The 25218-nt window shown below is 71.4% G+C and carries 24 protein-coding genes and 1 pseudogene; 15 read left to right on the top strand and 10 right to left on the bottom strand.

Translation table 11 applies throughout. The features are described 5' to 3' along the window. Positions 1 to 3: 3 nt before the first annotated feature. A complete protein-coding gene (locus tag ACFWPQ_RS01375) occupies positions 4 to 1089 on the bottom strand; it encodes a LacI family DNA-binding transcriptional regulator (RefSeq protein ID WP_361281880.1) in 1086 nt (361 codons plus the stop codon). A 213-nt stretch (positions 1090 to 1302) separates the two neighbouring features. On the opposite strand from ACFWPQ_RS01375, the gene ACFWPQ_RS01370 reads away from it, so the two are divergent. Then, positions 1303 to 2265, top strand: a complete 963-nt coding sequence (locus ACFWPQ_RS01370) for an ROK family protein (RefSeq protein ID WP_384028711.1) — start codon at positions 1303 to 1305, stop codon at positions 2263 to 2265. 91 nt (positions 2266 to 2356) lie between these two features. Here the strand turns inward: ACFWPQ_RS01370 and ACFWPQ_RS01365 are convergent, their stop codons facing one another. After that, positions 2357 to 4372, bottom strand: a complete 2016-nt coding sequence (locus ACFWPQ_RS01365; protein ID WP_384028709.1) for an NPCBM/NEW2 domain-containing protein — start codon at positions 4370 to 4372, stop codon at positions 2357 to 2359. A 162-nt stretch (positions 4373 to 4534) separates the two neighbouring features. Next, a complete protein-coding gene (locus tag ACFWPQ_RS01360) occupies positions 4535 to 4909 on the bottom strand; it encodes a hypothetical protein (protein ID WP_384028707.1) in 375 nt (124 codons plus the stop codon). 194 nt (positions 4910 to 5103) lie between these two features. Between ACFWPQ_RS01360 and ACFWPQ_RS01355 the strand changes: the two genes are divergently transcribed. The 7 genes from ACFWPQ_RS01355 (at position 5104) to ACFWPQ_RS01325 (ending at position 12703) form a co-directional block, all read left to right on the top strand. Then, positions 5104 to 5295, top strand: coding sequence for a hypothetical protein (locus tag ACFWPQ_RS01355; protein WP_384028705.1), 192 nt, complete (start codon positions 5104 to 5106; stop codon positions 5293 to 5295). A gap of 144 nt (positions 5296 to 5439) precedes the next feature. Next, positions 5440 to 6480, top strand: a complete 1041-nt coding sequence (locus ACFWPQ_RS01350; RefSeq protein WP_384028704.1) for an NUDIX domain-containing protein — start codon at positions 5440 to 5442, stop codon at positions 6478 to 6480. A 257-nt stretch (positions 6481 to 6737) separates the two neighbouring features. Then, positions 6738 to 8555, top strand: a complete 1818-nt coding sequence (locus ACFWPQ_RS01345; RefSeq protein ID WP_384028702.1) for an ABC transporter family substrate-binding protein — start codon at positions 6738 to 6740, stop codon at positions 8553 to 8555. Between the two features lie 72 nt (positions 8556 to 8627). Beyond that, positions 8628 to 9614 (top strand): ABC transporter permease, encoded by a 987-nt coding sequence (locus ACFWPQ_RS01340; protein WP_384028700.1) that lies wholly within the window; start codon positions 8628 to 8630, stop codon positions 9612 to 9614. Further along, the gene (locus ACFWPQ_RS01335) at positions 9607 to 10527 is read left to right on the top strand and encodes an ABC transporter permease (protein WP_384028698.1); all 921 of its coding nucleotides are present in this window, start codon (positions 9607 to 9609) and stop codon (positions 10525 to 10527) included. The genes ACFWPQ_RS01340 and ACFWPQ_RS01335 overlap by 8 nt, the downstream gene beginning before the upstream one ends. Then, positions 10524 to 11654, top strand: coding sequence for an ABC transporter ATP-binding protein (locus ACFWPQ_RS01330; protein WP_384028696.1), 1131 nt, complete (start codon positions 10524 to 10526; stop codon positions 11652 to 11654). Before ACFWPQ_RS01335 ends, ACFWPQ_RS01330 begins: the two co-directional genes overlap by 4 nt. Then, a complete protein-coding gene (locus tag ACFWPQ_RS01325; protein WP_384028694.1) occupies positions 11651 to 12703 on the top strand; it encodes an ABC transporter ATP-binding protein in 1053 nt (350 codons plus the stop codon). The genes ACFWPQ_RS01330 and ACFWPQ_RS01325 overlap by 4 nt, the downstream gene beginning before the upstream one ends. On the opposite strand, the gene ACFWPQ_RS01320 is transcribed toward ACFWPQ_RS01325, so the two are convergent. The 3 genes from ACFWPQ_RS01320 to ACFWPQ_RS01310 form a co-directional block, all read right to left on the bottom strand. Then, a complete protein-coding gene (locus tag ACFWPQ_RS01320; RefSeq protein WP_384028692.1) occupies positions 12691 to 13731 on the bottom strand; it encodes a protein kinase family protein in 1041 nt (346 codons plus the stop codon). The two genes, ACFWPQ_RS01325 and ACFWPQ_RS01320, sit on opposite strands and share 13 nt — an antisense overlap. 10 nt (positions 13732 to 13741) lie before the next feature. Next, positions 13742 to 14011 (bottom strand): hypothetical protein, encoded by a 270-nt coding sequence (locus ACFWPQ_RS01315; RefSeq protein WP_384028690.1) that lies wholly within the window; start codon positions 14009 to 14011, stop codon positions 13742 to 13744. Between the two features lie 68 nt (positions 14012 to 14079). Further along, positions 14080 to 15435, bottom strand: coding sequence for a dipeptidase (locus tag ACFWPQ_RS01310; protein WP_384028688.1), 1356 nt, complete (start codon positions 15433 to 15435; stop codon positions 14080 to 14082). A 198-nt stretch (positions 15436 to 15633) separates the two neighbouring features. Here ACFWPQ_RS01310 and ACFWPQ_RS01305 point away from each other — a divergent pair, with 198 nt between their 5' ends. Beyond that, positions 15634 to 16923 (top strand): geranylgeranyl reductase family protein, encoded by a 1290-nt coding sequence (locus tag ACFWPQ_RS01305; protein WP_384028686.1) that lies wholly within the window; start codon positions 15634 to 15636, stop codon positions 16921 to 16923. Here the strand turns inward: ACFWPQ_RS01305 and ACFWPQ_RS01300 are convergent. After that, on the bottom strand, positions 16913 to 17362 hold the full coding sequence (locus ACFWPQ_RS01300) for a nitroreductase family deazaflavin-dependent oxidoreductase (RefSeq protein WP_384028684.1): 450 nt from the start codon (positions 17360 to 17362) through the stop codon (positions 16913 to 16915). The two genes, ACFWPQ_RS01305 and ACFWPQ_RS01300, sit on opposite strands and share 11 nt — an antisense overlap. Positions 17363 to 17565: 203 nt before the next feature. Between ACFWPQ_RS01300 and ACFWPQ_RS01295 the strand changes: the two genes are divergently transcribed. Next, entirely contained in the window at positions 17566 to 18264 is a 699-nt protein-coding gene (locus ACFWPQ_RS01295; RefSeq protein WP_384028682.1) for a TetR/AcrR family transcriptional regulator, read from the top strand. A 10-nt stretch (positions 18265 to 18274) separates the two neighbouring features. Here the strand turns inward: ACFWPQ_RS01295 and ACFWPQ_RS01290 are convergent, their stop codons facing one another. Next, positions 18275 to 18769, bottom strand: coding sequence for an FBP domain-containing protein (locus ACFWPQ_RS01290; protein ID WP_384028680.1), 495 nt, complete (start codon positions 18767 to 18769; stop codon positions 18275 to 18277). Positions 18770 to 18862: 93 nt separating this feature from the next. Here ACFWPQ_RS01290 and ACFWPQ_RS01285 point away from each other — a divergent pair, with 93 nt between their 5' ends. After that, the gene (locus ACFWPQ_RS01285) at positions 18863 to 19465 is read left to right on the top strand and encodes a TetR/AcrR family transcriptional regulator (RefSeq protein ID WP_384028678.1); all 603 of its coding nucleotides are present in this window, start codon (positions 18863 to 18865) and stop codon (positions 19463 to 19465) included. Next, positions 19462 to 20763 (top strand): GDSL-type esterase/lipase family protein, encoded by a 1302-nt coding sequence (locus tag ACFWPQ_RS01280; RefSeq protein ID WP_384028676.1) that lies wholly within the window; start codon positions 19462 to 19464, stop codon positions 20761 to 20763. The genes ACFWPQ_RS01285 and ACFWPQ_RS01280 overlap by 4 nt, the downstream gene beginning before the upstream one ends. Positions 20764 to 20774: 11 nt before the next feature. On the opposite strand, the gene ACFWPQ_RS01275 is transcribed toward ACFWPQ_RS01280, so the two are convergent. Continuing rightward, positions 20775 to 21872 carry a medium chain dehydrogenase/reductase family protein gene (locus ACFWPQ_RS01275; RefSeq protein WP_384028674.1) on the bottom strand — a complete coding sequence of 366 codons (1098 nt, stop codon included), beginning with the start codon at positions 21870 to 21872 and terminating at the stop codon, positions 20775 to 20777. A 290-nt stretch (positions 21873 to 22162) separates the two neighbouring features. On the opposite strand from ACFWPQ_RS01275, the gene ACFWPQ_RS01270 reads away from it, so the two are divergent. The 3 genes and pseudogenes from ACFWPQ_RS01270 to ACFWPQ_RS01260 all read left to right on the top strand — a co-directional run bounded on the left by ACFWPQ_RS01270 (position 22163) and on the right by ACFWPQ_RS01260 (position 24870). Further along, positions 22163 to 22825 carry a TetR/AcrR family transcriptional regulator gene (locus ACFWPQ_RS01270; RefSeq protein ID WP_384028672.1) on the top strand — a complete coding sequence of 221 codons (663 nt, stop codon included), beginning with the start codon at positions 22163 to 22165 and terminating at the stop codon, positions 22823 to 22825. Between the two features lie 82 nt (positions 22826 to 22907). After that, positions 22908 to 24208 (top strand): annotated as a pseudogene (locus ACFWPQ_RS01265) (histidine kinase). Continuing rightward, positions 24205 to 24870, top strand: coding sequence for a response regulator (locus ACFWPQ_RS01260; protein ID WP_384028670.1), 666 nt, complete (start codon positions 24205 to 24207; stop codon positions 24868 to 24870). Before ACFWPQ_RS01265 ends, ACFWPQ_RS01260 begins: the two are co-directional and overlap by 4 nt. On the opposite strand, the gene ACFWPQ_RS01255 is transcribed toward ACFWPQ_RS01260, so the two are convergent. After that, the gene (locus tag ACFWPQ_RS01255) at positions 24831 to 25115 is read right to left on the bottom strand and encodes a DUF6332 family protein (RefSeq protein WP_384028668.1); all 285 of its coding nucleotides are present in this window, start codon (positions 25113 to 25115) and stop codon (positions 24831 to 24833) included. The genes ACFWPQ_RS01260 and ACFWPQ_RS01255 overlap by 40 nt on opposite strands. Positions 25116 to 25218 lie beyond the last annotated feature (103 nt).

Here is a 25218-nt window from a genome sequence, read left to right as displayed (position 1 = left end):
GGCTCAGTCCGCCGGCGGCAGCTCGCCCGAGCCGCGGGTGATCAGCCTGGTCGGCAGCTCGATCCGCTCCGGCGCCAGGAGGGTGCCGTCCAGCTGGCGGAAGAGCCGTTCGGCGGCCGTGCGGCCGAGCAGGGCCGAGTCCTGGGCGACGACCGTGAGGCCCGGGTGCAGCAGATCGGCGAGTTCGATGTCGTCGAAGCCGACGAGAGCGACGGGGCGGGCCTGTTCGGCGAGGACACGGATCACGGTGACGGTGACACGGTTGTTGCCCGCGAAGATCGCGGTGATCGGGTCGGGCCCGGACAGCATCTCCTCGGCGGCGCGGCGCACCCGCTCCGGGTCCGTCACCCCGAGGGAGGTCCACGCCTCCTCGACGGTTATCCCGGCGTCCTCCATCGCCGCCCGGTAGCCGCGCAGTCGTTCGGCCGCCGTGTGGATCCTGGGCATGTCACCGATGAACCCGATCCGGCGGTGGCCGTGCGCGATCAGGTGGGCGACCCCGTCCCGGGCACCGCCGTAGCTGTCGGACAGCACGACGTCGGCGTCGATCTTCCCGGCCGGACGGTCCACGAACACCGTCGCCACACCCGCCCTGATCTCCGGCTCCAGGTAGCGGTGGTCGTCCCCGGCCGGGATCACCACCAGGCCGTCCACCCGCCGCGCGCACAGCGCCAGCGCCAGTTCCTGCTCCCGGTCCGGGTCCTCGGCGCTGGAGCCGTTGATGAGCAACGCCCCGTGCGCCCGCGCCACTTCCTCCACCGCGCGGCTCAACGGGCCGTAGAACGGGTCGGCGAGGTCCTCCAGGACGAGGCCGATGCTCGCGGTACGGCCCTTGCGCAGCACCCGCGCGCTGTCGTTGCGGCGGAAGCCCAGCGCGTCGATCGCCTCCTGGACCCGGCGCTCGGTGTCGGGGGTCACCCCGGGCTCGCCGTTGACCACCCTGGACACCGTCTTGAGGCCCACACCGGCCCGCGCCGCCACGTCCTTCATCGTCGGCCGGGTCCCGTAACGGGACCCGGGGAGACGGTCTGCACGGCGGGAGGTGTCGGGCACGATGCGGCGTCCTGTCCTGTCGTCCACGGGGTGCATGGGCTCATGGAATGTGTCTGGGCTCATGGGTTTGTATCAGGGATACACAGGCTCGTGGGTTTGTATGAGGATGTGGCGTCGAGCATAGAGCCTGGACAACGTTGTCAGATGCGAGGGAGACTGTCCACCGCAATCTCCGGCCTGCGCCCCCACCGCTTGACCGGCCTGTTGTGTCACTCGGCTACTCATGGTTGACGGGGAGAACTGAATCTGATGCACACCGACCTCGTGGCGGCCCTCGACATCGGCGGCACCAAGATCGCCGGCGCGCTGGTGGACGGTCACGGACGGATCCAGGCGCGTGCCCAGCGCGCCACACCCGCCCAGCAGGACGGCGAGACGGTCATGGGGGCCGTCGAGGAGGTGATCGGCGAACTCTCCGGTTCACCCCTGTGGGGCCGGGCCGGCTCGCTCGGGATCGGCAGCGCGGGCCCGGTGGACGCCTCCGCCGGCACCGTGAGCCCGGTCAACGTGCCGGGCTGGCGGGACTATCCGCTCGTCGAGCGGGTGCGGGCGGCCGCCGGCGGGCTGCCGGTCGAGCTGATCGGCGACGGTGTCGCCATCACGGCCGCCGAACACTGGCAGGGCGCGGCCCGCGGCCACGACAACGCGCTGTGCATGGTGGTGTCGACGGGTGTCGGCGGCGGCCTGGTGCTCGGCGGCAGGCTGCACCCCGGCCCCACCGGAAACGCGGGCCACATCGGCCACATCAGCGTCGACCTCGACGGGGATCCCTGCCCGTGCGGGTCGCGCGGCTGTGTCGAGCGCATCGCGAGCGGCCCCAACATCGCCCGGCGCGCGCTGGAGGGCGGCTGGCAGCCGGGGCCCGACGGCGACACCTCGGCGGCGGCGGTGGCGGCCGCGGCCCGGGCCGGCGACCCGGTCGCGGTGGCCTCCTTCGAGCGGGCCGCACAGGCGCTCGCGGCCGGGATCGCGGCCACCGCGACCCTGGTCGAGATCGACATCGCGGTGATCGGCGGGGGCGTCGGCAAGGCGGGGGACATCCTCTTCACGCCGCTGCGCAAGGCCCTCACCGACTACGCCACCCTCTCCTTCGTCCAGCGCCTGACGGTCGTGCCGGCCCAGATGGGCACGGACGCCGGTCTGGTGGGCGCCGCGGCGGCCGCGCTGGCCGCCAGGCCGGACGCGGAGGCCGCGGGGGTCCCAGGGGCCTGACGGCGCTCGCAGGGGCTGCGCAGGAACGTTCAGGCCCGGTCGGCCGGTGTTCAGGACCGGCCGACCGGGCCATGGACGGACGCGTGGGACCTCAGCAGGTGATCCGCGCGTCCGCCCAGTCCCCGTGGTCCGAGGTGATGCCGTCGCCGCCGTCGGTGACGACGAGCCTGACCACCTCGGCGCCGGTCACGTCGGCGGTGAGCGGCTGGGCGGGCATGTCGGTGGTCAGCACGCCGGTCGAGGCGACCTTGGTGCCGTCCGCCCAGACCTCGAACGAGACGGTGCCGTTGGCGGCCTCCTCGTCGTCCACGCCGACGTCCGCGGTGACCTTCTCGCACGCCTTCCCGGCGTAGTAGTCGACCTCGCTCTGGGCGTGGGTGCCGAGCCCCTTGGCGTAGACGGCCCCGTCGATGGTGATCGGGTGCCCGTCGCCCGCCTCGGTCTCCCCGTTGCTGGTGTCGCGCTCCACCGGTCCCCAGCCGTTGGTGGTCGACAGCCAGGGCAGGTCACTGAGGTAGGAGCTGCCGGCGGGCGGCGGGTCCGCGACGGTCATCGTGACCGTCGTCGCGTTCTCGGCGCGCACTCCGGCGGGCGACCGGTAACTCGCCTTGAGTTCAAGGTCGTACGAGCCCTTCGGCGTCCCCGTGGGAGCGGTCACCTTCCAACTCGTCCGCAGCGCACGGCCGGTCGGCAGGGCGGAGGCCTTCGTCGGCGAGGCCGCCCTGACGGTCCAGCCTGCCGGGCCGGTGAGTGACACGGAGACCTTCTCGGCCGTGGTGCGGCCCAGGTCGGTGACCGACGTGGTGAGCGCGGACGCCTTGCCGGGCTCGCTGAACCGGCTGCCGTCCAGGCCGAGTTCGACGGCCGGCGGGTGGGCCGCCCAGCGCCGGTCGGCGGCGACCCGCACCAGGACGGTGCCGTGCGCCGGGACGATCGCGGAGACGGTGCCCGCGGTGTTGTAGCTCCGGTGCTGCCACAGGTCGCGCAGGGTGTAGGCGGGAGCCTTCGGGAGGCCGACGGCCGTTGCCGAAGTCGCGATGCGCTGCGGCGAGTTCGACTCGTTGAACAGGGCGATCGCGCGGCTGCCGTCCTTCATCTCCTTGGCGACGACCCAGCGCCCGTCCTCGGAGGAGACCACCGTGCCCTGCTTGCCCAGCGGGTCCTGGTCGACGGCGATGACCTCCTTGTCGTCCAGGATGTCGAAGGTCGCCTGGGAGGCCTTGCGCAGGTCGGTGCCGATGAGCAGCGGGGCGGCCATGACCGACCACATCGAGAAGTGCGAGCGGTATTCGGTGTCGGTCATGCCGCCGTTGCCGACCTCCAGCATGTCCGGGTCGTTCCAGTGCCCGGGGCCCGCGTACGGCGCGAGCGGCAGGTTCTGCTTGAGGATCGACACCATCGAGCCCCAGCTGTCGCTGATGTCCCCGGTGGTGCGCCACAGTTGGCCGACGCCGGCGGCCCACTCCCAGGGCTTGTTCTCGCCCCATTCGCAGATGCTGAGGACGATGGGCCGGCCGGTCGCCTGCAGCGCGTCGCGCATGGTGGTGTACCGCTGCTTGGCGTCCACGCCCTGGTTGTTGCAGTTGTCGTACTTGAGGTAGTCGACGCCCCAGTCGGCGAACTGGCGGGCGTCGCTGTACTCGTGGCCGAAGGCGCCCGGAAAGCCCGCGTCGTTGCAGGTCCTGGTGCCGGCGCTGGTGTAGATGCCGAGCTTCAGGCCCTTGGCGTGCACGTAGTCGGCGACGGCCTTGATCCCGCCCGGGAAGCGGGCCGGGTCCGGGACCAGCTTGCCGTCCGCGTCCCGTTCGGGCAGGGCCCAGCAGTCGTCGAGGTTGACGTACTGGTAGCCGGCGGCCTTGAGGCCCTTCGCCACGAACAGGTCGGCGATGCCCTTGACCATCGCCTCGTTGAAGTCCGCGGAGCAGTGCGTGGAGTTCCAGTTGTTGAAGCCCATCGGCGGGGTCTGCGCGAGACCGTCGGCCAGGGCGGGGGAGGCGGCCTTCGCGTCGGCGACGGCGGGTGCGGCGAGGCCCGCCGTGCACAACAGGGCAGCTGCCAGTCCTCCGACCACTCTTCGGCGGGTCGTGCGGGTGTGAGGGTGACGCATCGTTACGCTCCTCCGACTCGCGAAAGGTGCGATGACGGCATGTATGCGCCATCGCTCTGTGCGGTTACGTTAGAACCCGTCGGAGTGTGTTGAATAGAGAGCGGTGATGGTGGTTCGACGATTCGCCCTGGATCTGTTTGGTCCAGACCGGAACGAATCGGGTCATCCGATGTTCCGGTCGACCGGGCGGAACTCGTGGACCACCTCGATCGTCCCGACGATGTGCGCGTTGAACTCGCCGAGCTCCTCGGCCGGCACCCAAAGCTCCAGGATCGTGCTGCCGCCGGCCTGCCGGACCGGATAGCGGCGGAGGAACTCCGCGTCGACCTCGAAGCGGGTCACGAAGCCCGCGCCGTCGTGCTTGACGTTCCAGTCCCGGGCGATCCTGATCGCGTAGTCCTCGTCGAGCACCGGGTAGAAGATCGGCTGCTCGGGCAGCCGGGGCGGCCAGGCGCGCCACTCCAGCTCCCGGACCAGTCCGAGCTCCACCGGGCCGGTGGGTCGCCAGAGGGTCGTGGTCGGGCGCGAGGTGGTCATGGCGTACGGCTTCCTGTGCGGGTGCGGGTGCGGGTGCGGGTGCAATGTGCGTGTGGGCCGGGTGGGTGCGGCCGGGGTGCCCGACGGTATCGGCGTGGTGATCATCCGGCCACCCGGTTTCCGCTCGACGCCGACCGTTGCTCTCCTCGCGGGTACGCCCGTGACCCCCGGACGTCCCCGCAGTTGAAACGGGCATGAAGAAGCGCAGCATGCTCGCCATCGCCAGCCTGGCCACCGGATTCGTCGTGGCCGCCATCACCCCGTCCCACGCGGCCGACGAAGGCCCGCTCGGCGACCTGAACGTCTCGGGCACCCTGGAGCACGTCGACCACGTCGTCGGCCAGGACAGCTTCCAGGCCGACCAGAACCTCCTGGGCCAGGAGTAGCCCGGCGGAGCGGGAGCGGGCGACGGTGCCGGTGTTCCAGTCAGGGGACACCGGCACTCGGTTTGCGCGCCCTCAACGGGAGCTGGTTTCCGTGGCAGTGTGGAGCGGGCAAGCCACAGGGGGCCAACAGAAGAGGGGGAGTCCGTGATCGTCTGGGTCAACGGGGCGTTCGGTGCGGGTAAGACGACCACCGCACGTGAACTCATCGAGCTGATCCCGAACAGCACGCTCTTCGACCCCGAGGTCATCGGCGGGGTACTGACGCACCTGCTGCCGGCCAAACACCTCGCCGACGTCGGGGACTTCCAGGATCTGCCGATCTGGCGACGGCTGGTGATCGACACGGCGGCCGCGATGCTCGCCGAGTTGGGCGGAACCCTGGTGGTTCCGATGACGCTGCTGCGTCAGGAGTACCGGGACGAGATCTTCGGTGGCCTCGCCGCCCGCCGGATCGCCGTCCGGCATCTGTGCCTCACTCCGGCGGAAACGATCCTGCGCGAGCGAATAGCCGGCCGCGAGATCCCGCCCGACCTGCCCGACGGCGAGATGCGGATCCGGCAGTGGTCCTACGACCGCATCGAGCCCTACCGTGCCGCCCTCGCGTCGTGGATCAGCGCCGACGCGCATCTCGTGGACACCAGCGCGCTCAGTCCTTACGAGGCGGCGGTGCGGATCGCGGGGGCGGTCGGCAGTGGCGAAGCAGTGGTATGTGACATAGTACAAACCCCTGAACCCACCGCCGAAACCGTCGCCGCAGGCGTCCTCCTCTTCGACGAACAGGACCGCGTCCTCCTCGTGGACCCCACCTACAAGGCCGGCTGGGAGTTCCCGGGCGGTGTCGTCGAGCCCGGTGAGGCCCCCGCCCGGGCGGGCGTGCGGGAGGTCGAGGAGGAGACCGGGATACGGCTGGAGGAACTGCCGGGGCTGCTCGTCGTCGACTGGGAGCAGCCCGCCCCGCCCCGCTACGGCGGCCTGCGGCTGCTCTTCGACGGCGGCCGGCTGGACTCTGCCGAGGCCGGGCGGCTGGTGCTGCCGGGACCCGAGCTGCGCGACTGGCGGTTCGTCACCGAGCAGGAGGCCGCCGAACTGCTTCCGCCGGTGCGCTACGAACGGCTCCGCTGGGCCCTGCGCGCCCGCGAGCGCGGTGCCGCGCTCTATCTGGAGGCCGGTGTCCCGGTCGGTTGACATTTCCTGATGTTTCGTCAAGTCCTTGCCGCATCGGTGATGTTGGCGGGGACTTTGGCATTTCCGGGGTGTGTGTAGGGGATTTTGCGCGGGGCGGAAGGTTCCTGGGGGAAAACGAGGGTGAATTGTCGCCGTCCCGGTATGAACAAGAACGTGAAGGAGGTACACAAACGTTCTACCGTCGGTGCGCAGCTCAACTTCCTCGCGGCCATCGGCCGCCGTGCACAGGCCGGACAACCGCCGGCTGAAGGAGGGACATGCGCGCGCACTCTTCGGCCCTCACGAGGGGCATCGCACTGACCGCCGGGCTCGTTCTGGCGCTCGCCGCCTGCAGCAGCGGGGGAGGCGGCGGGGGCAGTGGCGGCAAGGGCACCTCGGCCGGCCTCACGTCCTGCTCCACCGAGGGCAAGGCGGACACCTGCAACTCCGGCACCACCAAGGCCGGCGGCACGTTCACCTATGTCATCGAGAAGAACATCCAGCAGTGGAACGTGCAGGACACCAACGGCAACACCTTCGAGAACGCCGAGGCGCTGAGCCCCGTGCTGCCCCAGGTCTACATCCCGCAGCCGGACTTCAGCGTCAAGCTCAACACCGACCTGGTGACCTCGGCGACCCAGACCGGTGCCAGCCCGCAGACCATCGTCTACAAGATCAACCCCAAGGCGTCCTGGAACGACGGGACCGCCATCACCGCCGACGACTTCGTCTACTACTGGCGCACCAACGACGGCAAGGACTGCCCGCCGCCGCCCGCCAGCGACTCCACCCAGACCAAGGGCTGTCTGCCGGAGAGCACCGCCGGCTACGACCGCATCAAGTCGGTCACCGGCTCCGACAACGGCAAGACCGTCACCGTGGTGATGGCCAAGCCCTACGCCGACTGGAAGTCCCTGTTCGGCGCCGGCTACCCGTTCTACCCGGCGCACGTCGCCGAGAAGGTCTCCGGTGCCAAGGCGGGCGACGCGGCCCACATGACGGCCGCCCAGATGACCCAGGGCTGGCAGTACTTCCAGAAGAACCCGCCCACCAAGTACGCGACCGCGGGCCCGTACAAGATGACCGAGTGGGTGGACAACGACCACGCCACCTACGAGCCCGACCCGAAGTGGACGGGCAAGAAGGCCTCCCTGCAGCGGCTGATCTTCAAGGTGATCTCGGACGCCACCCAGGAACCGATCGCGCTGCGCAACAACGAGGTCCAGGGCATCTACCCGCAGCCCGAGGTGGACCTCGTCAACCAGGTGAAGGCCATCCCCAACGTCACCTACACCATCGGCAGCGGGCTGACCTGGGAGCACTTCGACCTCAACCTGCACAACCCGGTGATCGGCAAGTACCTGGCCCTCAGGCAGGCGATGTTCACGGCGATCAGCGTCAAGGACATCATGGCCAAGACGGTCGCCCAGTTCGACCCCGGCGTGAAGCAGCTCTACAACCACAACTTCGTCCCGGGGACGGCCGGTTACAAGGACGTGGTCAGCGCCAGCGGCCAGGGCTCGGGTGACCTCGCCAAGGCCAAGAAGTACCTCACCGACGCCAAGTTCACCGGAGTCGGCACCGCCCTGAAGACCCCGGACGGCACGGCAGTCGGACCGTTCAACTGCCGCTACACCACCGGCAACCAGATCCGGCAGAGCGAGTGCCAGATCCTGCAGAGCGACCTCGCCAACCTCGGGATCAAGGTCACGATCAAGCCCATCGGTGCCGCCGACCTCGGCACGGTACTGGCCGGTCACCAGTACGACATCATCGTCTTCGCCTGGGTCGCCTCGCCGTTCGCGATCAGTGGCGCCCAGCAGCTGTGGACCACCGGAGCCGGCGGCAACTACGGCGGCTACAGCAACAAGCAGGTCGACTCCCTGATCAGCACGGCCATCGGGGAGACCGATCAGACCAAGGCCGCCGCCCTGCTCAACCAGGCCGACCAGCTGATGGTGAACGACGCCTACGTGCTGCCGCTCTACCAGAAGCCCACCTTCCTCGCGGTGCAGACCCGGTTCGTCAACATGCGCAACAACTCCACCAATGTCGGACCGCCGTACAACGTCGGCGAGTGGGGCCTCAAGAAGTAGCCCCGGCGCCCCGTCGGATCCGAATCCCGGCCCCGGTGACCCCGGGGCCGGGCCTCCGCGAGAGAAGACCGCATGCTCGCCTACACCGTGCGCCGCATCCTCGTCTCCATACCCGTCCTGATCGTCTCGACGTTCATCGTCTTCCTGGTCGTCGTCAACTCCGGCGACCCGGTGGCCAACTTCGCCACCTCCCGGCAACCGCCGCCCAGCAAGGCCGCCGTGACCGCCTTCGCCCGGCACATCCACGCCGACCAGCCCGCCGTGGAACGCTACTGGAACTGGATCACCGGTGTCCTGCACGGCGACTGGGGCCCGTCCGTCCAGACCAACCTGGACATCGGCCACGACCTGTTCACCCGCTTCCGGGTCACCGTCACCCTGGTCGCCGCCGCCATGCTGCTCGCCCTCGTGATGTCGATCGTCTTCGGCGTGTTCAGCGCGATCCGCCAGTACAGTGCCGCCGACTACACCATCACCTTCCTCGGCTTCCTGTTCCTCGCCATGCCCGTGTTCTGGTTCGCGGTCCTGCTCAAGCAGGCCGGGATCTGGTTCAACCAGGAGACCGGCAGCCAGTTCCTCGGCACCATCGGCGAGAAGTCCCCGTACCTCGAAGTCGACACCACCTGGAACGAGTTCACCGACCGCGTCGGCCATCTCATCCTGCCCACCATCACTCTGGCCCTGGTGTCCTTCGCCTCCTGGACCCGCTACACCCGCGCCTCCATGCTGGAGGTCCTCGACAGCGACTACGTCCGGCTCGCCCGCGCCAAGGGGCTGCGCCGCGGCCGGGTGCTCGTCCGGCACGCCCTGCGCACCGCCCTGATCCCGCTCGCCACCGTCACCGCCCTCGACATCGCGATCATCCTCGGCGGCGCGGTCATCACCGAGACGATCTTCCAGTGGCACGGCATGGGCGAGATGCTCGTCCAGGCCGCCACCACTCTCGACGTCTACCGGACCATGGCCTGGCTGCTGCTGTCCGCCGTCGTCGTCATCGTCTTCAACCTCTTCGCCGACCTCCTCTACGCCGTACTCGACCCGAGGATCCGCTATGACTGACATCGGGGCACTCGGGCCGGCCGGTACGCAGACACCGAACGACGACCACGAGTTCACCGTCGTGCAGCGCAGCCAGACCCAGCTGGTCCTGCGCCGCTTCCTGCGCCACCGGGCCGCGATGATCAGCCTGGTCGTCTTCCTGCTGATCGTGCTGTGGGCCTTCGTCGGCCCGCACTTCTGGCACTACTCGTACGCCAAGTACACCCCGGACAACTCCCGACCACCCTCCTGGAAGCACCCGTTCGGCACCGACTCCTCCGGGTACGACGCCTACGCCCAGGTGATGCGCGGCACCCAGACCTCCCTGAAGATCGCCATCCTGATCGCGCTCGGCTCGACCCTGGTCGGAGCCGTGTGGGGGGCCGTCGCCGGCTTCTACCGGGGGTTCGTCGACGCGCTGATGATGCGCATCGCCGATCTCGTCCTCACCCTCCCGCTGTTCGCGATCGCGCTCGTCATCTCCTCGCGCAGCGGCGGCTCCTGGTACTGGATCGCCGCGGTGATCGCCGGACTCACCTGGGCCTACGTGTCCCGCGTGGTGCGCTCCTCCGTACTCTCCCTGCGCGAGAAGGAGTTCGTGGAGGCCGCCCGGGCGCTCGGCGCCTCCGACACCCGGATCATCTTCCGGCACCTGCTGCCCAACGCGCTCGGCCCGATCATCGTCAACGCCACGATCCTGGTCGCCACCGGCATCCTCACCGAGACCGCCCTGTCCTTCCTCGGGTTCGGCGTCCAACCGCCCGACACCTCCCTCGGTTTGCTGGTCGCCCAGGCGCAGACCGCGGTCGACACCCGGCCCTGGCTCTTCTACATCCCGGGCGCCTTCATCATCGCCATCGCCCTCACCATCAACTTCATCGGCGACGGGTTGCGCGACGCCTTCGACCCCCGGCAGCAAAGGGTGCGACAGTGACCGACACCGGCAACGGCACGGGCAAGGGCAAGGGCATCGACAGAGTCGTAGGAAGGGGCGAGGAGTCCGGAGCCGTCCTCGAAGTCGAGGACCTGAGCGTGGAGTTCCCCACCGAGGACGGGACCGTACGGGCGGTGCGCGGCGTCGGCTACCGGCTGGAGCGGGGCGAGGCACTGGGCATCGTCGGCGAGTCCGGTTCCGGCAAGTCGGTCACCGCCCTTGCCGTGATGGGGCTGCTGCCCGGTTCCGCCCGGGTGCGCGGCTCGGTGCGGTTCGAGGGGACCGAGCTGCTCGGGATGTCCGACGCCCGCCTCTCCGACGTACGGGGCAGCGGCATCGCCATGGTCTTCCAGGACCCGATGACCTCCCTCAACCCCGTCTACACGGTCGGCTACCAGATCGCCGAGACCCTCCTCAGACACAACCCCCGGCTCGGCAAGCGCCCGGCCCGGGCACGCGCCGTCGAACTCCTCGGCACGGTCGGCATCCCGAGCCCCGAGCGGCGCGTCGACAGCTACCCGCACGAACTCTCCGGCGGCATGCGCCAGCGCGTCGTCATCGCCATCGCGATCGCCAACGACCCGGACGTGATCATCGCCGACGAGCCCACCACCGCCCTCGACGTCACCGTCCAGGCCCAGATCCTCGAGGCCCTGGAGGCCGCCCGCGCCGAGACCGGCGCCGCCCTCGTCCTGATCACCCACGACTTGGGCGTGGTCGCGGGACACACCGACCGGGTCGCCGTCATGTACGCCGGGCGGATCGTCGAGACCGGCTCGGTCGAGGACATCTTCTACACCCCGCGCATGCCCTACACCCTGGGCCTGCTCGGCTCCCTGCCCCGCCTCGACCGCGAGGAGGACCGCCTGACCCCCATCACCGGCTCCCCGCCCTCGCTGCTCAACCTGCCCCCGGGCTGCCCCTTCGCCCCGCGCTGCCCGTTGCGCCGGGAGCTCTGCGACAGCACGGAGCCCGCGCTGCGCCCCGTCGGATCCGACGTCCACCGCAGCGCCTGCCACTTCGCCGACGAACTCGTGGACGCGGCGGCCGGCGAGGTCTTCGACGCCGTCGGCGCCGACACCGAGGCCCTGGCCCGGTTCGCGGACCTGGAGGACGATGCCCGATGACCGATGCGCTGCCCCCGCTGCCCGGCCACGGCGGCACCGGCGACCCCGTCCTCCAGGTCCGCGACCTCGTCAAGCACTTCCCGGTGATGTCGAGGGGCGTGGTCCGCCGCCGGATCGGCGACGTGCACGCCGTCTGCGGGGTCTCCTTCGACCTGTACGAGAACGAGACGCTCGGCCTGGTCGGCGAGTCCGGCTCCGGCAAGACGACCGTGTCCCGCACCCTGCTGAACCTGGAGACGGCCACCTCGGGCTCCGTCCACTACCGTGGGCGGCTCCTGACCGACCTGAGCAGACGTCAGATGCGGCCGCTGCGCCGCGAGTTGCAGATCGTCTTCCAGGACCCGTACGCCTCCCTGGACCCCCGGATCTCCGTCCACGAGATCGTCGCCGAACCCCTGCGCATCCACGGCCGCTACGGCCCCGGCGCCGCCGACGAGGTACGCGAACTGCTGCGCCTGGTCGGCCTCAACCCCGAGCACGGCAACCGCTTCGCGCACGAGTTCTCCGGCGGCCAGCGCCAACGCATCGGCATCGCGAGGGCGTTGGCGCTGCGCCCCAAGGTGATCGTGCTGGACGAGCCGGTCTCCGCGCTGGACGTGTCGATCCAGGCGGGCGTCCTCAACCTGCTGATGGACCTCCAGAGCGAACTGGGCCTGTCCTTCCTGTTCGTGGCGCACGACCTCTCCGTGATGCGCCATGTCGCCGGCAGGGTCGCGGTGATGTACCTGGGCCGCCTGGTGGAGATCGCCCCCGCCAGGCAGCTCTTCGCCCGTCCCGCTCACCCCTACACCCAGGCCCTGGTCTCCGCGATCCCGCTGCCCGACCCGCGCAAGGAACGCGCCCGGAAACGGATCACCGTCCAGGGCGACGTCCCGAGCCCGGTCCGCCCGCCCAGCGGCTGCCGGTTCCGCACCCGCTGCCCCAAGTTCGCGAACCAGCTCACCGACAGCGAGCGCACCGCCTGCGTCGAGCAGGTGCCGGACCTGGTCGACCGGGGCGGCGGCAACCCGGTCGCCTGCCACTACGCGGAGAGCGTTCAGCTGCTGTGACCGTCCGGGTACGGGAACGGCGTCAGCCGGCTCTCCCGCTCCAGCCGTCGGCAGAAGACCTCCATGCCGACGGCGAGCGGGGCGTGCCGCACCAGCAGGTCGGCGGCGGCCCGGGGGATGCCCTCGGGCCGGGTCCCGCCGGCACAGGCCCGCACGAACTCCGCGCGCTCTTCGGCCCGGTACCCGTACAGGGCGGTGACCAGCCAGATCACCAGGTAGTAGACCGTGTACGCGCGGTCGTAGTGCCGATGCCGGTCGAAGAAGTCCCGTTCGTCCGGGCCCAGTCGGAAGCGTGAGCTGAGGGCGAGCCCGAAGTCGGTGAGGTACAGCCGGCGGCCGTCGGTGAGGATGTTGCCGAAGTGGGCGTCGAGGTGCAGGAGATGGCTGTCCGAGAGGAACGCGGTGAGTCCGTCCAGCCCTCGGGCCGCGAGAGTGCACGCCTCGTCCGCCCGGCCGGTGCGCAGTTCTGCGTCCAGCCAGTCGTGCAGGGTGTACGGGACGTGCTCCAGGAACAGGGTGAGGCTCGCGGAGGCGTCCCGCAGGCCCTCGATGCGCTCCCGCAGGCCCGCGGAGCCGCCCCAGTAGGCCACGGCCCTGTCGATGTCGGCGAGTTCGCCGGGCAGCGGGACGGGCGTGGTGGGCAGGATCCGCCAGTGATGCAGCAGCGGGAAACCGGGGAACCGGCCCGCCAGTACCCAGTCCGTCGCCACCTCGTGCGCGGCCAGCTCCCGCCAGGCCCCGAACCCCGGGCCGCCGATCGCGCCGATGCCGTAGTGGCAGTACGCCGGCAGACCGAAGAGGTTCTCGGTGGAGCGGGCGTGCCGGGGCTCCCGTTCCCGGTCCGTCAAGGGGATCTGCTTCACGAACACCGGCCTGCCGTCCACCACGAGCCGCACCGCTCTCCCGCCGATCCCGGCGCCGAGCGGCTCACCGGCCGCGACCAGTTCGGCCAGCTCGACGTCGTTCAGCAGGGCCAGGGTGTTGGTGATGCCGGTGTGGGCGGCGATACGGCGCGCGGAGTCGGTCATCTCCCCATGGTCACCGCGTCGGTGCACAGGCGTCCGCGGATTCCCGCAGCGCCCGCGACGCGTCGGCGGTCACCCGGCCACCGTGGCCGAAGCACGCCGTCTCCGCGTCCAGGGCCGCCGACCGCCGGAAGGACGCGACGGCCAGGTCCCGGTAGACGTTGAACACCCCGAGCATCACCGCACCGGTGGCCGACGCGGCCGCCACCGCGTCGCCGAAGGACCCCCGTCCACGACGAGGGTCCTCCGCTGTGGGCAGAGCGGTTCCGCCCACCTCGTACACCGGCGCACCGTGGACGTCGGCGGACCGCGTACGCCGACGGACCGTGGATGCCGGCCGGCCCGGGTGCGTCAGCCCGCCGCGTAGTTCCGCAGGAACAGCGCCTCCGCCACCGACAGGCGCTCCAGTTCCTCCGGCGACACGCTCTCGTTGACGGCGTGGATCTGCGCCTCCGGCTCGCTCAGGCCGATCAGCAGGATCTCCGCCTGCGGATAGAGGCCGGCGAGGGTGTTGCACAGCGGGATGGAGCCGCCTTGACCGGCGTACTGCATCGTCTCGTCCGGGTAGGCGACCGCCATCGCCTCGGCCATCGCCCGGTAGGCCGGGCTGGTGGGGTCCGCGCGGAACGGCTGGCCCTGGCCGACCGCCTCGGTCCGCACCCGGGCGCCCCACGGCGTGTGCGCCTCCAGGTGGGCCTGGAGCAGCTTGCCGGCCTCGGCCGCGTCCACGCCCGGCGGCACCCGGAGGCTGACCAGGGCGCGGGCGCCGGCCTGCACCGACGGGGTGGCGCCGACCACCGGCGGGCAGTCGATGCCGAGCACCGTGACCGCCGGACGGGCCCAGATGCGGTCCGCGACCGAACCGTCACCGATCAGCCCGACACCGTCCAGCACCTTGGCGTCCTTGCGGAACTGCTCCTCGTCGTACTCCAGCCCCTCCCAGCGCGTCTCCGGGGCGAGCCCGTCGACCGTCGTCGAACCGTCCTCGGCGCGCAGCGAGTCCAGGACGCGGATCAGCGCGGCCAGGGCGTCGGGGGCGGCCCCGCCGAACTGGCCCGAGTGCAGGTTGCCCCGCAGCGTGTCGACCTGGATGCGGACCATGGTCATGCCCCGCAGCGTCGTGGTCACCGTCGGCAGCCCCACCCGGAAGTTGCCCGCGTCGCCGATGACGATCGCGTCCGCCGCCAGCAGCTCGGGGTGCTGCTCGGCGTACCGCTCCAGACCGCCGGTGCCCATCTCCTCCGAGCCCTCGGCGATCACCTTGACGTTGACCGGGACACCGCCGTTCGCCTTCAGCGCGCGCAGCGCCAGCAGGTGCATGATCACGCCGCCCTTGCAGTCGGCGGCACCGCGCCCGTACCAGCGGCCGTCCCGCTCGGTCAGCTCGAAGGGCGGGGTGGTCCAGGCGGCCTCGTCCAGCGGCGGCTGCACGTCGTAGTGCGCGTAGAGCAGGACCGTTTTGGCACCCGCCGGGCCCGGCAGATAGCCGTACACCGACTGCGTGCCGTCCGGGGTGTCCAGTACGGCGACGTCCGTGAAGTCCTCGGCGCGCAGTGCGTCGGCCACCCAGTTCGCGGCGCCCTCGCTCTCGCTCCTCGGGAACTGGGCGAAGTCCGCCACCGACTTGAAGGCCACCAGCTCGGCGAGCTCCGCCTTGGCCCTGGGCAGCAGGGCGGCGACGGTCTCGGCGACCGGATTGGACGACATGGGCACGCTCCTCGTGGGTGCGACGTTGAACTGGTGAGTGGACCGATCCTCCCACAGTGGCCTGCGGCGATCTCCGCCGTAGGATGCGGGGGGACAGGTGGCAGGTGTCGGCCTACGGACGGACAGAACCTGCCCCACGGCTTGACAGCGTGACGGCTTGATACGGCTTCTACGGCTTGATCGGAGCAGCGGACCATCGTGAGCGGCGAGAATTCTTCGGCGGACGACGTGCAGGCGGACGACGCGCAGCGGGTGTGGGACGTCGTCGTGGTGGGCGCGGGACCCGCAGGGGCCTCGGCCGCCTACGCGGCGGCCGTCGCGGGACGGCGCGTGCTGTTGCTGGAGAAGGCCGAGCTGCCCCGCTACAAGACCTGCGGCGGCGGCATCATCGGCCCCTCCCGCGACGCACTGCCGCCCGGCTTCGAGCTGCCCCTCAAGGACCGGGTGCACGCGGTCACCTTCTCCAACAACGGACGGTTCACCCGCACCCGCCGCTCCAAGCAGATGATGTTCGGGCTGATCAACCGCCCCGAGTTCGACCAGCAGCTGGTCGAGCACGCCCAGAAGGCGGGCGCCGAGCTGCGCACGGGTGCCGCCGTGCAGCGCGTCGAGCAGCACGGTTCGGCCGTCCCCGACCGGCGGACGGTCGCGGTCGTGCTCCAGGGCGGCGAGACCCTGCTGGCCCGCGCGGTGGTCGGCGCCGACGGCAGCGCCAGCCGCATAGGCGCCCACGTCGGGGTGAAGGTCGACCAGGTGGACCTCGGCCTGGAGGCGGAGATCCCGGTGCCGGAGACGGTCGCCGAGGACTGGAAGGGCCGGGTCCTCATCGACTGGGGCCCGATGCCGGGCAGTTACGGCTGGGTCTTCCCCAAGGGCGACACGCTGACGGTCGGCGTGATCTCGGCGCGCGGCGAAGGCGCCGCCACCAAGCGGTACTTGGAGGACTTCATCGCCCGGCTCGGCCTCGCCGGCTTCGAACCGAGCATCTCCTCCGGCCACCTGACCCGCTGCCGCGCCGACGACTCCCCGCTGTCCCGGGGCCGGGTGCTGGTCTGCGGTGACGCGGCGGGCCTGCTCGAACCGTGGACCCGCGAGGGCATCTCGTTCGCGCTGCGCTCGGGGCGGCTCGCCGGGGAGTGGGCGGTGCGGATCGCCGAGGCCCACGACGCCGTCGACACCCGCCGCCAAGCGCTGAACTACGCCTTCGCCGTCAAGGCGGGCCTCGGTGTGGAGATGAGCGTCGGCAAGCGGATGCTCGCGGTGTTCGAGCGCCGTCCCGGACTGTTCCACGCGGCGCTGACCGGGTTCCGTCCCGCCTGGCGGGCGTTCAAGGAGATCACCCAGGGCCGCACCTCCCTCGGCGAGCTCATTCGCTCCCACCCGCTCGCCCAGCGCGCCCTGACGGCGTTCGACCCGAGCCCGACGGCCAAGGAGCAGACGGCCCCCGAGGACCCGGACCCGGCGGAGGAGGACGCCGTCACCTCGTGACGGCGATCCGGAACACCGGGTGGTCGGGGGCGATGCGGCGCAGGTCGGCGTCGGGTGAGTCGGGGCCGACCCCGTCGAAGAAGACGCCGACCTCTACTTTCCAGCGCTTCAGGTAGGCCCTGAGCAGCTCGACCTTGTCGTCGTCGGCGACTTCGGTGGCGGTGAAGACGTCCACGTTCTTGCCGAGCCGCAGTTCGCCGCCGCCGGCGGCGCGCATGTTGTGGGTCCACTGGACGTGGCCGCGCGGTGCGAGAAGGTACTGCTGTCCGTCCACCGTCAGCAGGTTCACGGGAGTGGTGCGCCATTCGCCGCTCTTGCGTCCGCGGACGGCGAGGACGCGGGAGCCCCAGACGCTGATACCGCGGCGGGTGAGCCAGGACACGGCCCGATTGAAGATATTGACGGTGAACCAGCCGGGCTTCTGGACGTGTTCCGACATGATGATCCCCATGGCTTGGGAGAGCGGTGCTCTCGCTTGAGAACAGTGTGCGGGGATTGGTAATCCATGACAAGAGCAGTGCTCTCTTTTTTGAGCGGTGCACTTGATCGCGGTCGGTGCTCGCGTATGTGAGCGTCGCTCCACACCAAGTGCGCCGCTCCGAACTGTGTGCACCGCTCTCCTTGCGTGGCAGACTTCTGTCCATGACCACTGCACAGGGCGCCCGCGCGCGAGCCAGGATGGAAGTCACCACGGCCATCAAGGACGAGGCGCGCAGACAGCTCGCGGCCGAGGGTGCGGCCAAGCTGTCGCTGCGGGCCGTCGCGCGCGAGCTCGGCATGGTCTCCTCCGCGCTCTACCGTTACTTCCCCAGCCGTGACGACCTGCTCACCGCGCTGATCATCGACGCCTACGACTCCCTCGGCGAAGCCGCCGAGACCGCGCACGCCGCTGCCGCAGGTGTGGCCCCGGCGCAGCGCTGGGTCGTGGTCTGCGAGGCCGTGCGCGGCTGGGCGCTGGCCCACCCGCACGAGTACGCGCTGATCTACGGCTCGCCGGTACCCGGTTACTCGGCGCCGGACACCACCATTCCGCCGGCGGCCCGGGTCGCCCTGGTCCTCATCGGGATCCTGCGCGAGGCGTTCGAAGGGCGCGGTCTGGCCCGTACCCCCGTGCCCGCCGAACTCGCCCCCGAGGCCCGCCGGATGGCCGACGAACTGGTGCCGGGCCTGCCTCCGGAGGCGGCGGTGGCCATGGCCGCGGCGTGGGCCCAGCTGTTCGGGCTGGTGGGGTTCGAACTGTTCGGTCAGTTCAAGGGGGTCGTGGAGGAAGGGGAACGGGAGCGGTTCTTCCGGCATGCGGCCGCCCAACTCGCCCACGGCGTCGGGCTGGTCTTCCCCTGACGGTGTTCGGTCACCCTGTCACCTTGTCCAGGAACGCGGCGAGGTTCCCGACCGTCCGCCGGATCTTCTCCTCCAGCGTGAGCGACTCCGGCATGCGCCCGCCCACGCCCGCGTCCCGCTTGCCCCGCACGTACAGCGAGCAGGCGAGGTCGCTGCAGAGGTAGGCGCCCACGGAGTTGCCCTGCTGCCCGGCCTTCCCCGCCTTGGCGGCGACCATGAGGGAGACGCCTCCGGTGTGCGTGGTCAGGCAGATCGAGCACATGCTGCGCCGGGTCTGCCAGGAGGAGGGACTCGGACAGCGCAGCGCCACCGCCCGCGCGCGGCCGCCGTCCGGTTCGGCCACCAGGTAGGCGCGGTCGGGCGCCTGCGGGTCGCGCCAGCCGAAGTAGTCCAGGTCGGCCCACGGGCGTTGGTCCAGGTCGTGCGGGATGTGCAGGCGTTTCGCCGCGCCCTTGGTGCAGTTCACGAACGCGGCGCGGATCTCTTGCTCGGTCAGCTGTCTCACACTGCGCACGCTAATTTGCCTAAATGCTTTAGGCAAACCAATAATCGATTCAGGTCAGGGGCTAGAGGTCAGAGGCGAGGGTGAGGAGCGGGTGTGGCGCGAGCGGGACTGAGCACGGAACGACTGGTCCGGGCCGGAGCCGAGCTGGCCGACGAGGTCGGCTTCGACCAGGTGACCGTCTCGGCGCTGGCCAGACGGTTCGACGTGAAGGTCGCGAGCCTGTACTCGCACGTAAAGAGCTCCCATGACCTGAAGACGAGGATCGCGCTGCTGGCGCTGGAGGAACTCGCCGACCGGGCCGCCGACGCGCTGGCCGGACGGGCCGGCAAGGACGCGCTCGTCGCGTTCGCCGACGTCTACCGCGACTACGCCCGCGCTCACCCCGGCCGCTACACCGCGGCCCGGCTGCGCCTCGACCCGGAGACGGCGGCAGGCAGTGCCGGCGTCCGGCACGCCCAGATGACCCGGGCGATCCTGCGCGGCTACGACCTCGCCGAACCGGAGGAGACCCATGCCGTCCGAATGCTCGGCAGCGTCTTCCACGGCTACGTCGACCTGGAACTGAGCGGCGGCTTCAGCCACAGCGCCCCGGACAGCCAGCAGTCCTGGACCCGGGTCCTCGACGCCCTCGACGCCCTGCTCCGCACCTGGCCGACCCCGACCTGCCCCCCTTCGCACGGAACACAGAGGCGATGAACACCGACCCCCGCCGGATCACCACTCCCATCACCACTCCCGTCACCACTCCGATCACCGCCGACCTCCTGCGCGGTGCCCTCGACCTGGAGCACACGGAGCACGGCATCCTGCCGCACCGGCTCCCGGCCCGGGCCCGCGCCCAGTGCGCCGACCCGCAGCTCGCCATGGTCGAGTCCCAGCCCTCCGGCGTACGGCTGGTGTTCCGCACCCGCGCCACCGCCGTGGAACTGGACACCCTGCCCACCAAGCGCCGCTACGTCGGCGCCCCGGCCCGCCCGGACGGCGTCTACGACCTGCTCGTCGACGGCACCCTGACCGGCCAGGGCAGCGTGCCCGGCGGCCGGGTGCAGGTCGTCGACATGAGCGCGGGGACCAGCGAGCTGCCCCCCGGGCCGGTCGGCACCCTTCGCTTCACCGGTCTGCCCGAGCGCGAGAAGGTCGTGGAGATCTGGCTGCCGCACAACGAGACCACCGAACTGGTCGCGCTGCGCACCGACGCCCCGCTCGCCGCCGCACCCGGCCACGGCCGCAAGGTCTGGCTGCACCACGGCAGTTCCATCAGCCAGGGCTCCGACGCCGCGAGCCCCACCGCCATCTGGCCGGCCCGCGCGGCCGCGCTCGCCGGGGTGGAGCTGGTCAACCTGGGGCTGGGCGGCAGCGCCCTGCTCGACCCGTTCACCGCCCGGGCCGTCCGGGACACCCCCGCCGACCTGATCAGCCTCAAGCTCGGCATCAACGTCGTCAACGCCGACCTGATGCGGCTCCGGGCCTTCGGCCCCGCTGTGCACGGCTTCCTCGACACCGTCCGCGAGGGACACCCCACCACCCCGCTGCTGGTCGTGTCGCCGATCCTGTGCCCCATGCACGAGGACACGCCCGGCCCCACCGCCATGGACCTGGGCGCCCTCGGCGCCGGCCGGCTCGCCTTCACGGCCGCGGGCGACCCGGCCGAGCGGGCCGGCGGCAAGCTCACCCTGAACGTCATCCGGGACGAGCTGTCCCGGATCGTCGCCCAGCGTGCGGCCGAGGACCCGCACCTCCACCACCTCGACGGCCGTGCCCTCTACGGCGAGGCCGACGCCGCCGAACTCCCGCTGCCCGACGGGCTGCACCCGGACGCGGCCACCCACCGCCGTATCGGCGAACGCTTCGCCGGGCTGGCCTTCGCGGACGGCGGCGCGTTCGCGATGAGCGGCGCCTCCGGGGAGGGCGACGCCTTCGGGGAAGGCGGGACGTTCGCGGAGGGCGGCGGTTTCGCGGAGGGCGGCGGCTTCGCGGAGGGCGGCGGCCGCTGAGCCGGCCGTCCTCATCGTGCCGAGTCGGACGCCGACGCCTCGTCGCCACCGTCCGGGACCAGTACGACCTTCCCCGCGACCGTCCCCGACTCGGCGAGCCGCAGGGCCTCGGCGGCCTGGGTCAGGGGCAGCCGGGCGGCGATGCGCGCGGTGACCTCGCCGCGCTGGAGGGCCTGGAACACCTGGGTGAGGTCGGCGTTCAGCCGGGCCCGGAAGCGGTCCTTGCCGAGGGCGCGGCCCTCCCAGACGTTGAAGAAGTAGGCGTGCCGGCCGTTGGGCAGCGCGTTCCACAGCCACACCCGTCCGAGGATCTTCAGCACGGGGAGCTGCTTGGAGCCGGAGTCGTCGCGGGTGGTGGCGCTGCCGTACGCGACGAGGGTGCCGCCCGGGGCGAGGAGCCGCCAGGAGTCGACGACGCTGCGGCCGCCGAGATGGTCGAAGACGGCGTCGACACCGCCGGGGGCCAGTTCCCGGACCCGTCCCGGGACGTCCTCGGTGCGGTAGTCGACCGGGGTCACGCCCAGCTCCCGCAACGCGTCGTGGTGACGGACCGAAGCCGTGCCGATCACCTGCAGGCCGGCCGCCCGGGCGAGCTGGACGAGGACCGTGCCGACGCCGCCGTTGGCCCCGTGCACCAGGATCGTGCCGCCGCTGCGCACCCTGGCCTTGCGGTGCAGCATCTGCCAGGCCGTGATGCCGTTGACGACCAGCGTCTCCGCCTCCGCGGCGCCGACACCGGCGGGCACCTGCACGGCGTCGGCCGCGTCGAGCACGACGTGGCTGGCCCAGCCGCCGACCTTCACCAGTGACGCCACCCGCTTGCCGACGAGCCCGGGCTCGACGCCCGCACCGGCCGTGAGCACCGTGCCGACCAGGTCGTAGCCGGGGACGAAGGGGAAGGGCGGCTGGTCGTAGTAGCGGCCGCGGCGCATCTGCTGCTCCGCGAAGGAGACACCGGTCGCCTCCACCCGGACGACGATCTGGCCGGCCGCCGGGGCCGGGATCTCGCGGCGCTCGACGCGCAGGCCCTCCGGCTCCACGACGCCGGGCAGGACGATCTCGATGAGCTGGGCGTTTCCGGTGTTTCCGGCGGTTCCTGCAGTTCCCATGACGACGGCCTCCGTGTACAGACGGTGTGGAGATGTGCTCGCAAGCGGGAGGGGTTCTCGCTTGCGTTAGAAGCTATAACAAACATGACTGGTGCTCGCTGGAGTGTCAAGCCCTCGCGTTGGGTGCGGTCATCGCATCTGTTAGATCCACTGCCGAGAGTGATAGGTTGAAACAAAGATGAGAGCTCTAAGCCTGAAATGACCGGGCTCTGTGGCGGCGAGGCGACGACCAGCCGAGGCGCCCGGCAGTGAAAGCGAGAAGGCGAAGGCGAGAGAGGAGCGTGACGGCCATGGCCGCAGACGCGGACGCGGTGAGCCCCCGCGAGCGGTACCGGACCCAGGTGCGGGCGGACATCAAGGCGCGGGCCTGGGAGCAGATCGCCAAGGCGGGCGCGTCGGGCCTGTCCCTGAACGCGATCGCCAAGGAACTCGGCATGAGCGGCCCGGCCCTCTACCGCTACTTCGGCAGCCGCGACGAGCTGATCACCGAGCTGATCCGGGACGCCTACCGCAGCCTGGCCGACACCTTCCGGGCCGCCGCCGACGCCACGGCCGGTATCGGCGGCCTCGCCCACGCCCTGCGCCGCTGGGCGCTCGACGACCCCCAGCGGTACTTCCTCGTCTACGGCACGCCGGTCCCCGGCTACCGGGCGCCCGACGACATCACCGGCATCGCCCAGGAGATCATGGCGGCCCTGCTCGACGTCTGCGCGGCGGCCGAGCCCGAGGCGCCCCCGCCGGCCTCCGCCGGTTTCACCGCACACCTCTCCCAGCACCGCGAGTGGGCCGGCGGCCACCCCGCACCGCCGGGGGTGCTAAGGCGGGCGCTGGCGTTCTGGACCCGGATGCACGGAGTCCTCTCCCTCGAACTCGCCGGCCACTTCACGGGCATGGGTTTCGCCCCGGACCGGCTGTTCGAGGCCGAGGTGGCGGAGCTGACGTCCGGCCGCTGACCAGGCCCGGCGGCCTACTTCCCGGGGAGTACGCGTGATCACCTCGCCGGGCTGACGCCCGCGTGCTCCGGCTGCGTCTAGCGTGGCGGTCATGGACGAGCAGCGGGCACGGGAGCGCGGCCCCGCGCAGTGGTGGCACCACGGACCCCCGTGGTGGAACCTCCCGGAAGCCACCGGCCCCGGCCTCGGGACCCGTCGCCCCGCCTGCCGTGGCGCTCCACCGTGCTGCTCACCGTCCTCGTGCTGGTCGTCTCGAACTTCGCGGCCCATGCGCAGCCCCACCGCGAGCCCCTCGACCCGTACGCCCGCCTGCTGCTCCTCGTCACCTGCGCCCTGCTGCTGTGGCGGCACCGGCACCCGGTGTTCGTGGCCTTCGGCACGGCCGCGTCGGCCCTGGTCTACCTCGGTGCCGGCTACCCGTACGGACCGGTCTTCGCGGCCGTCGCCGTGGCCTGCTTCGGTGCCGTCGTCGCCGGGCACCGCCGGGCCGCCTGGACTGCGCTCGGGATGCTGTGGGCCGGGCATCTGCTGATCTCGCTCTGGCTGTACCGCGGGCTGCCGCCGCCGGGCGACACGGGGGCGAACCTCGGCCAGGAGGTGATCATCGCCACCTGGGTGCTGATCATCGTCGCGGTGGCCGAGCTGGTCCGGCTGCGGCGCGAGCAGTGGGCGCGCGAGCGGGCCGACCGGGCCCAGGCGGCCCGGCGGCGCGCGGACGAGGAACGGCTGCGGATCGCCCGGGAGCTGCACGACGTCCTCGCGCACAGCATCTCGGTCATCAACGTCCAGGCGGGCATGGGTCTCGCGCTCCTCGACTCCGACCCCGAGCAGGCCAGGGCCGCGCTGACCACCATCAAGGCGGCCAGCAAGGAGGCGCTCGGCGAGGTGCGTCAGGTGCTCGACACCCTCCGTGCCCCGGGCGACGCGCCGCGGGGGCCGGCGCCCGGTCTGGGTCGGCTGCCGGAGCTGGTGGAGCAGGCGGCGGGCGCCGGACTCGCCGTGACCGTGACGGGGAAGCCGCCGGCCCTTCCGCCGGGCGCCGACCTGGCCGCCTTCCGCATCGTGCAGGAGGCCCTCACCAACGTCGTACGGCACTCGGGTTCACGGCAGGCGCGCGTGCGGCTCGAACACGGGGGAGGGGAGCTGCGGTTGCGGATCGACGACGACGGTCCGGCGACCGGGGCGGATGCGGGCGGCAGCGGGAACGGGCTGGCCGGGATGCGGGAACGGGCGGCCGCCCTGGGAGGCACGATCGAGGCGGGGCCGTCCGCCGACGGCGGCTTCCGGGTGCTGGCCGTACTGCCCTTGGACGACGGGCATGACAGGCATGACAGGCACAGCAGGTATGACGGGCGCGACAACCACGACCGGGAGGACCGATGATCCGGGTGCTGCTCGCCGACGACCAGTCGCTGGTGCGGGCCGGTTTCCGGGCGTTGCTCGACGCGCAGCCGGACGTCGAGGTGACCGGTGAGGCGGCGGACGGCGAGGAGGCGGTGCGCAAAGTGCGTGAACTGCGCCCCGACGTCGTCCTGATGGACATCCGCATGCCGCGTCTGGACGGCCTGGCCGCGACCCGCCGGATCACGGGGGAAGAGGAGCTGAAGGACGTCAGGGTGGTCATGCTGACGACGTTCGAGCTCGACGAGTACGTCTTCGAGGCGATCCGTTCCGGCGCCTCCGGCTTCCTGGTCAAGGACACCGAGCCGGACGAACTGGTGCGGGCGGTCAGGGCGGTGGTGGCCGGGGACGCGCTGCTGTCGCCGGGGGTGACGCGCCGGCTGATCGCGGAGTTCGCGGCCCGTTCCAAGGAACCGGCCGCCGCGGACGCTCTCGCCCGGCTCACCGAGCGGGAGCGGGAGGTGATGGCCCTGGTGGGTATCGGCCTGTCCAACGAGGAGATCGCCCGCCGCCTGGTCGTCAGCCCCCTCACCGCCAAGACCCACGTGAGCCGCACCATGATCAAGCTGGGCGCCCGCGACCGCGCCCAACTGGTCGTCCTGGCCTATGAGTCGGGACTGGTGCGACCGGGCTGGCTGGGCTGAGCCGAGCGCTGGAAACGGACCAGCACGCTGACCACCCGGGCGAGGAACACCACGGCGGCGAGCACCACGCTCACGACGGGCAGGGCGTGCTCCAGGACGCCGGGCAGCTCGAACAGCAGCGCCGGGCCGGCCACCGCCCCGAAGACGACCACGGCCGCGAACACCGCACTGCACAGCGCGTATCCGATCTCGACGGTGACCGCGTCCCGCTCGGCCTGACTTTGCCGTCCCCCGTGCATCGTCATCCCGGCAGTCTCACAGCCGTGGGGGGGGGGGGGGCGCGCCCCCCCCCCGCCCGCCGGGGGGGGGGGCGGCCGCGGCCAAGCGCGCGGGCGCGCGCGCCGCCCC

The sequence above is a fragment of the Streptomyces sp. NPDC058464 genome, from assembly GCF_042721035.1.
Lineage (GTDB): Bacteria > Actinomycetota > Actinomycetes > Streptomycetales > Streptomycetaceae > Streptomyces.
This window is presented reverse-complemented; position numbering and strand designations above follow the sequence as displayed.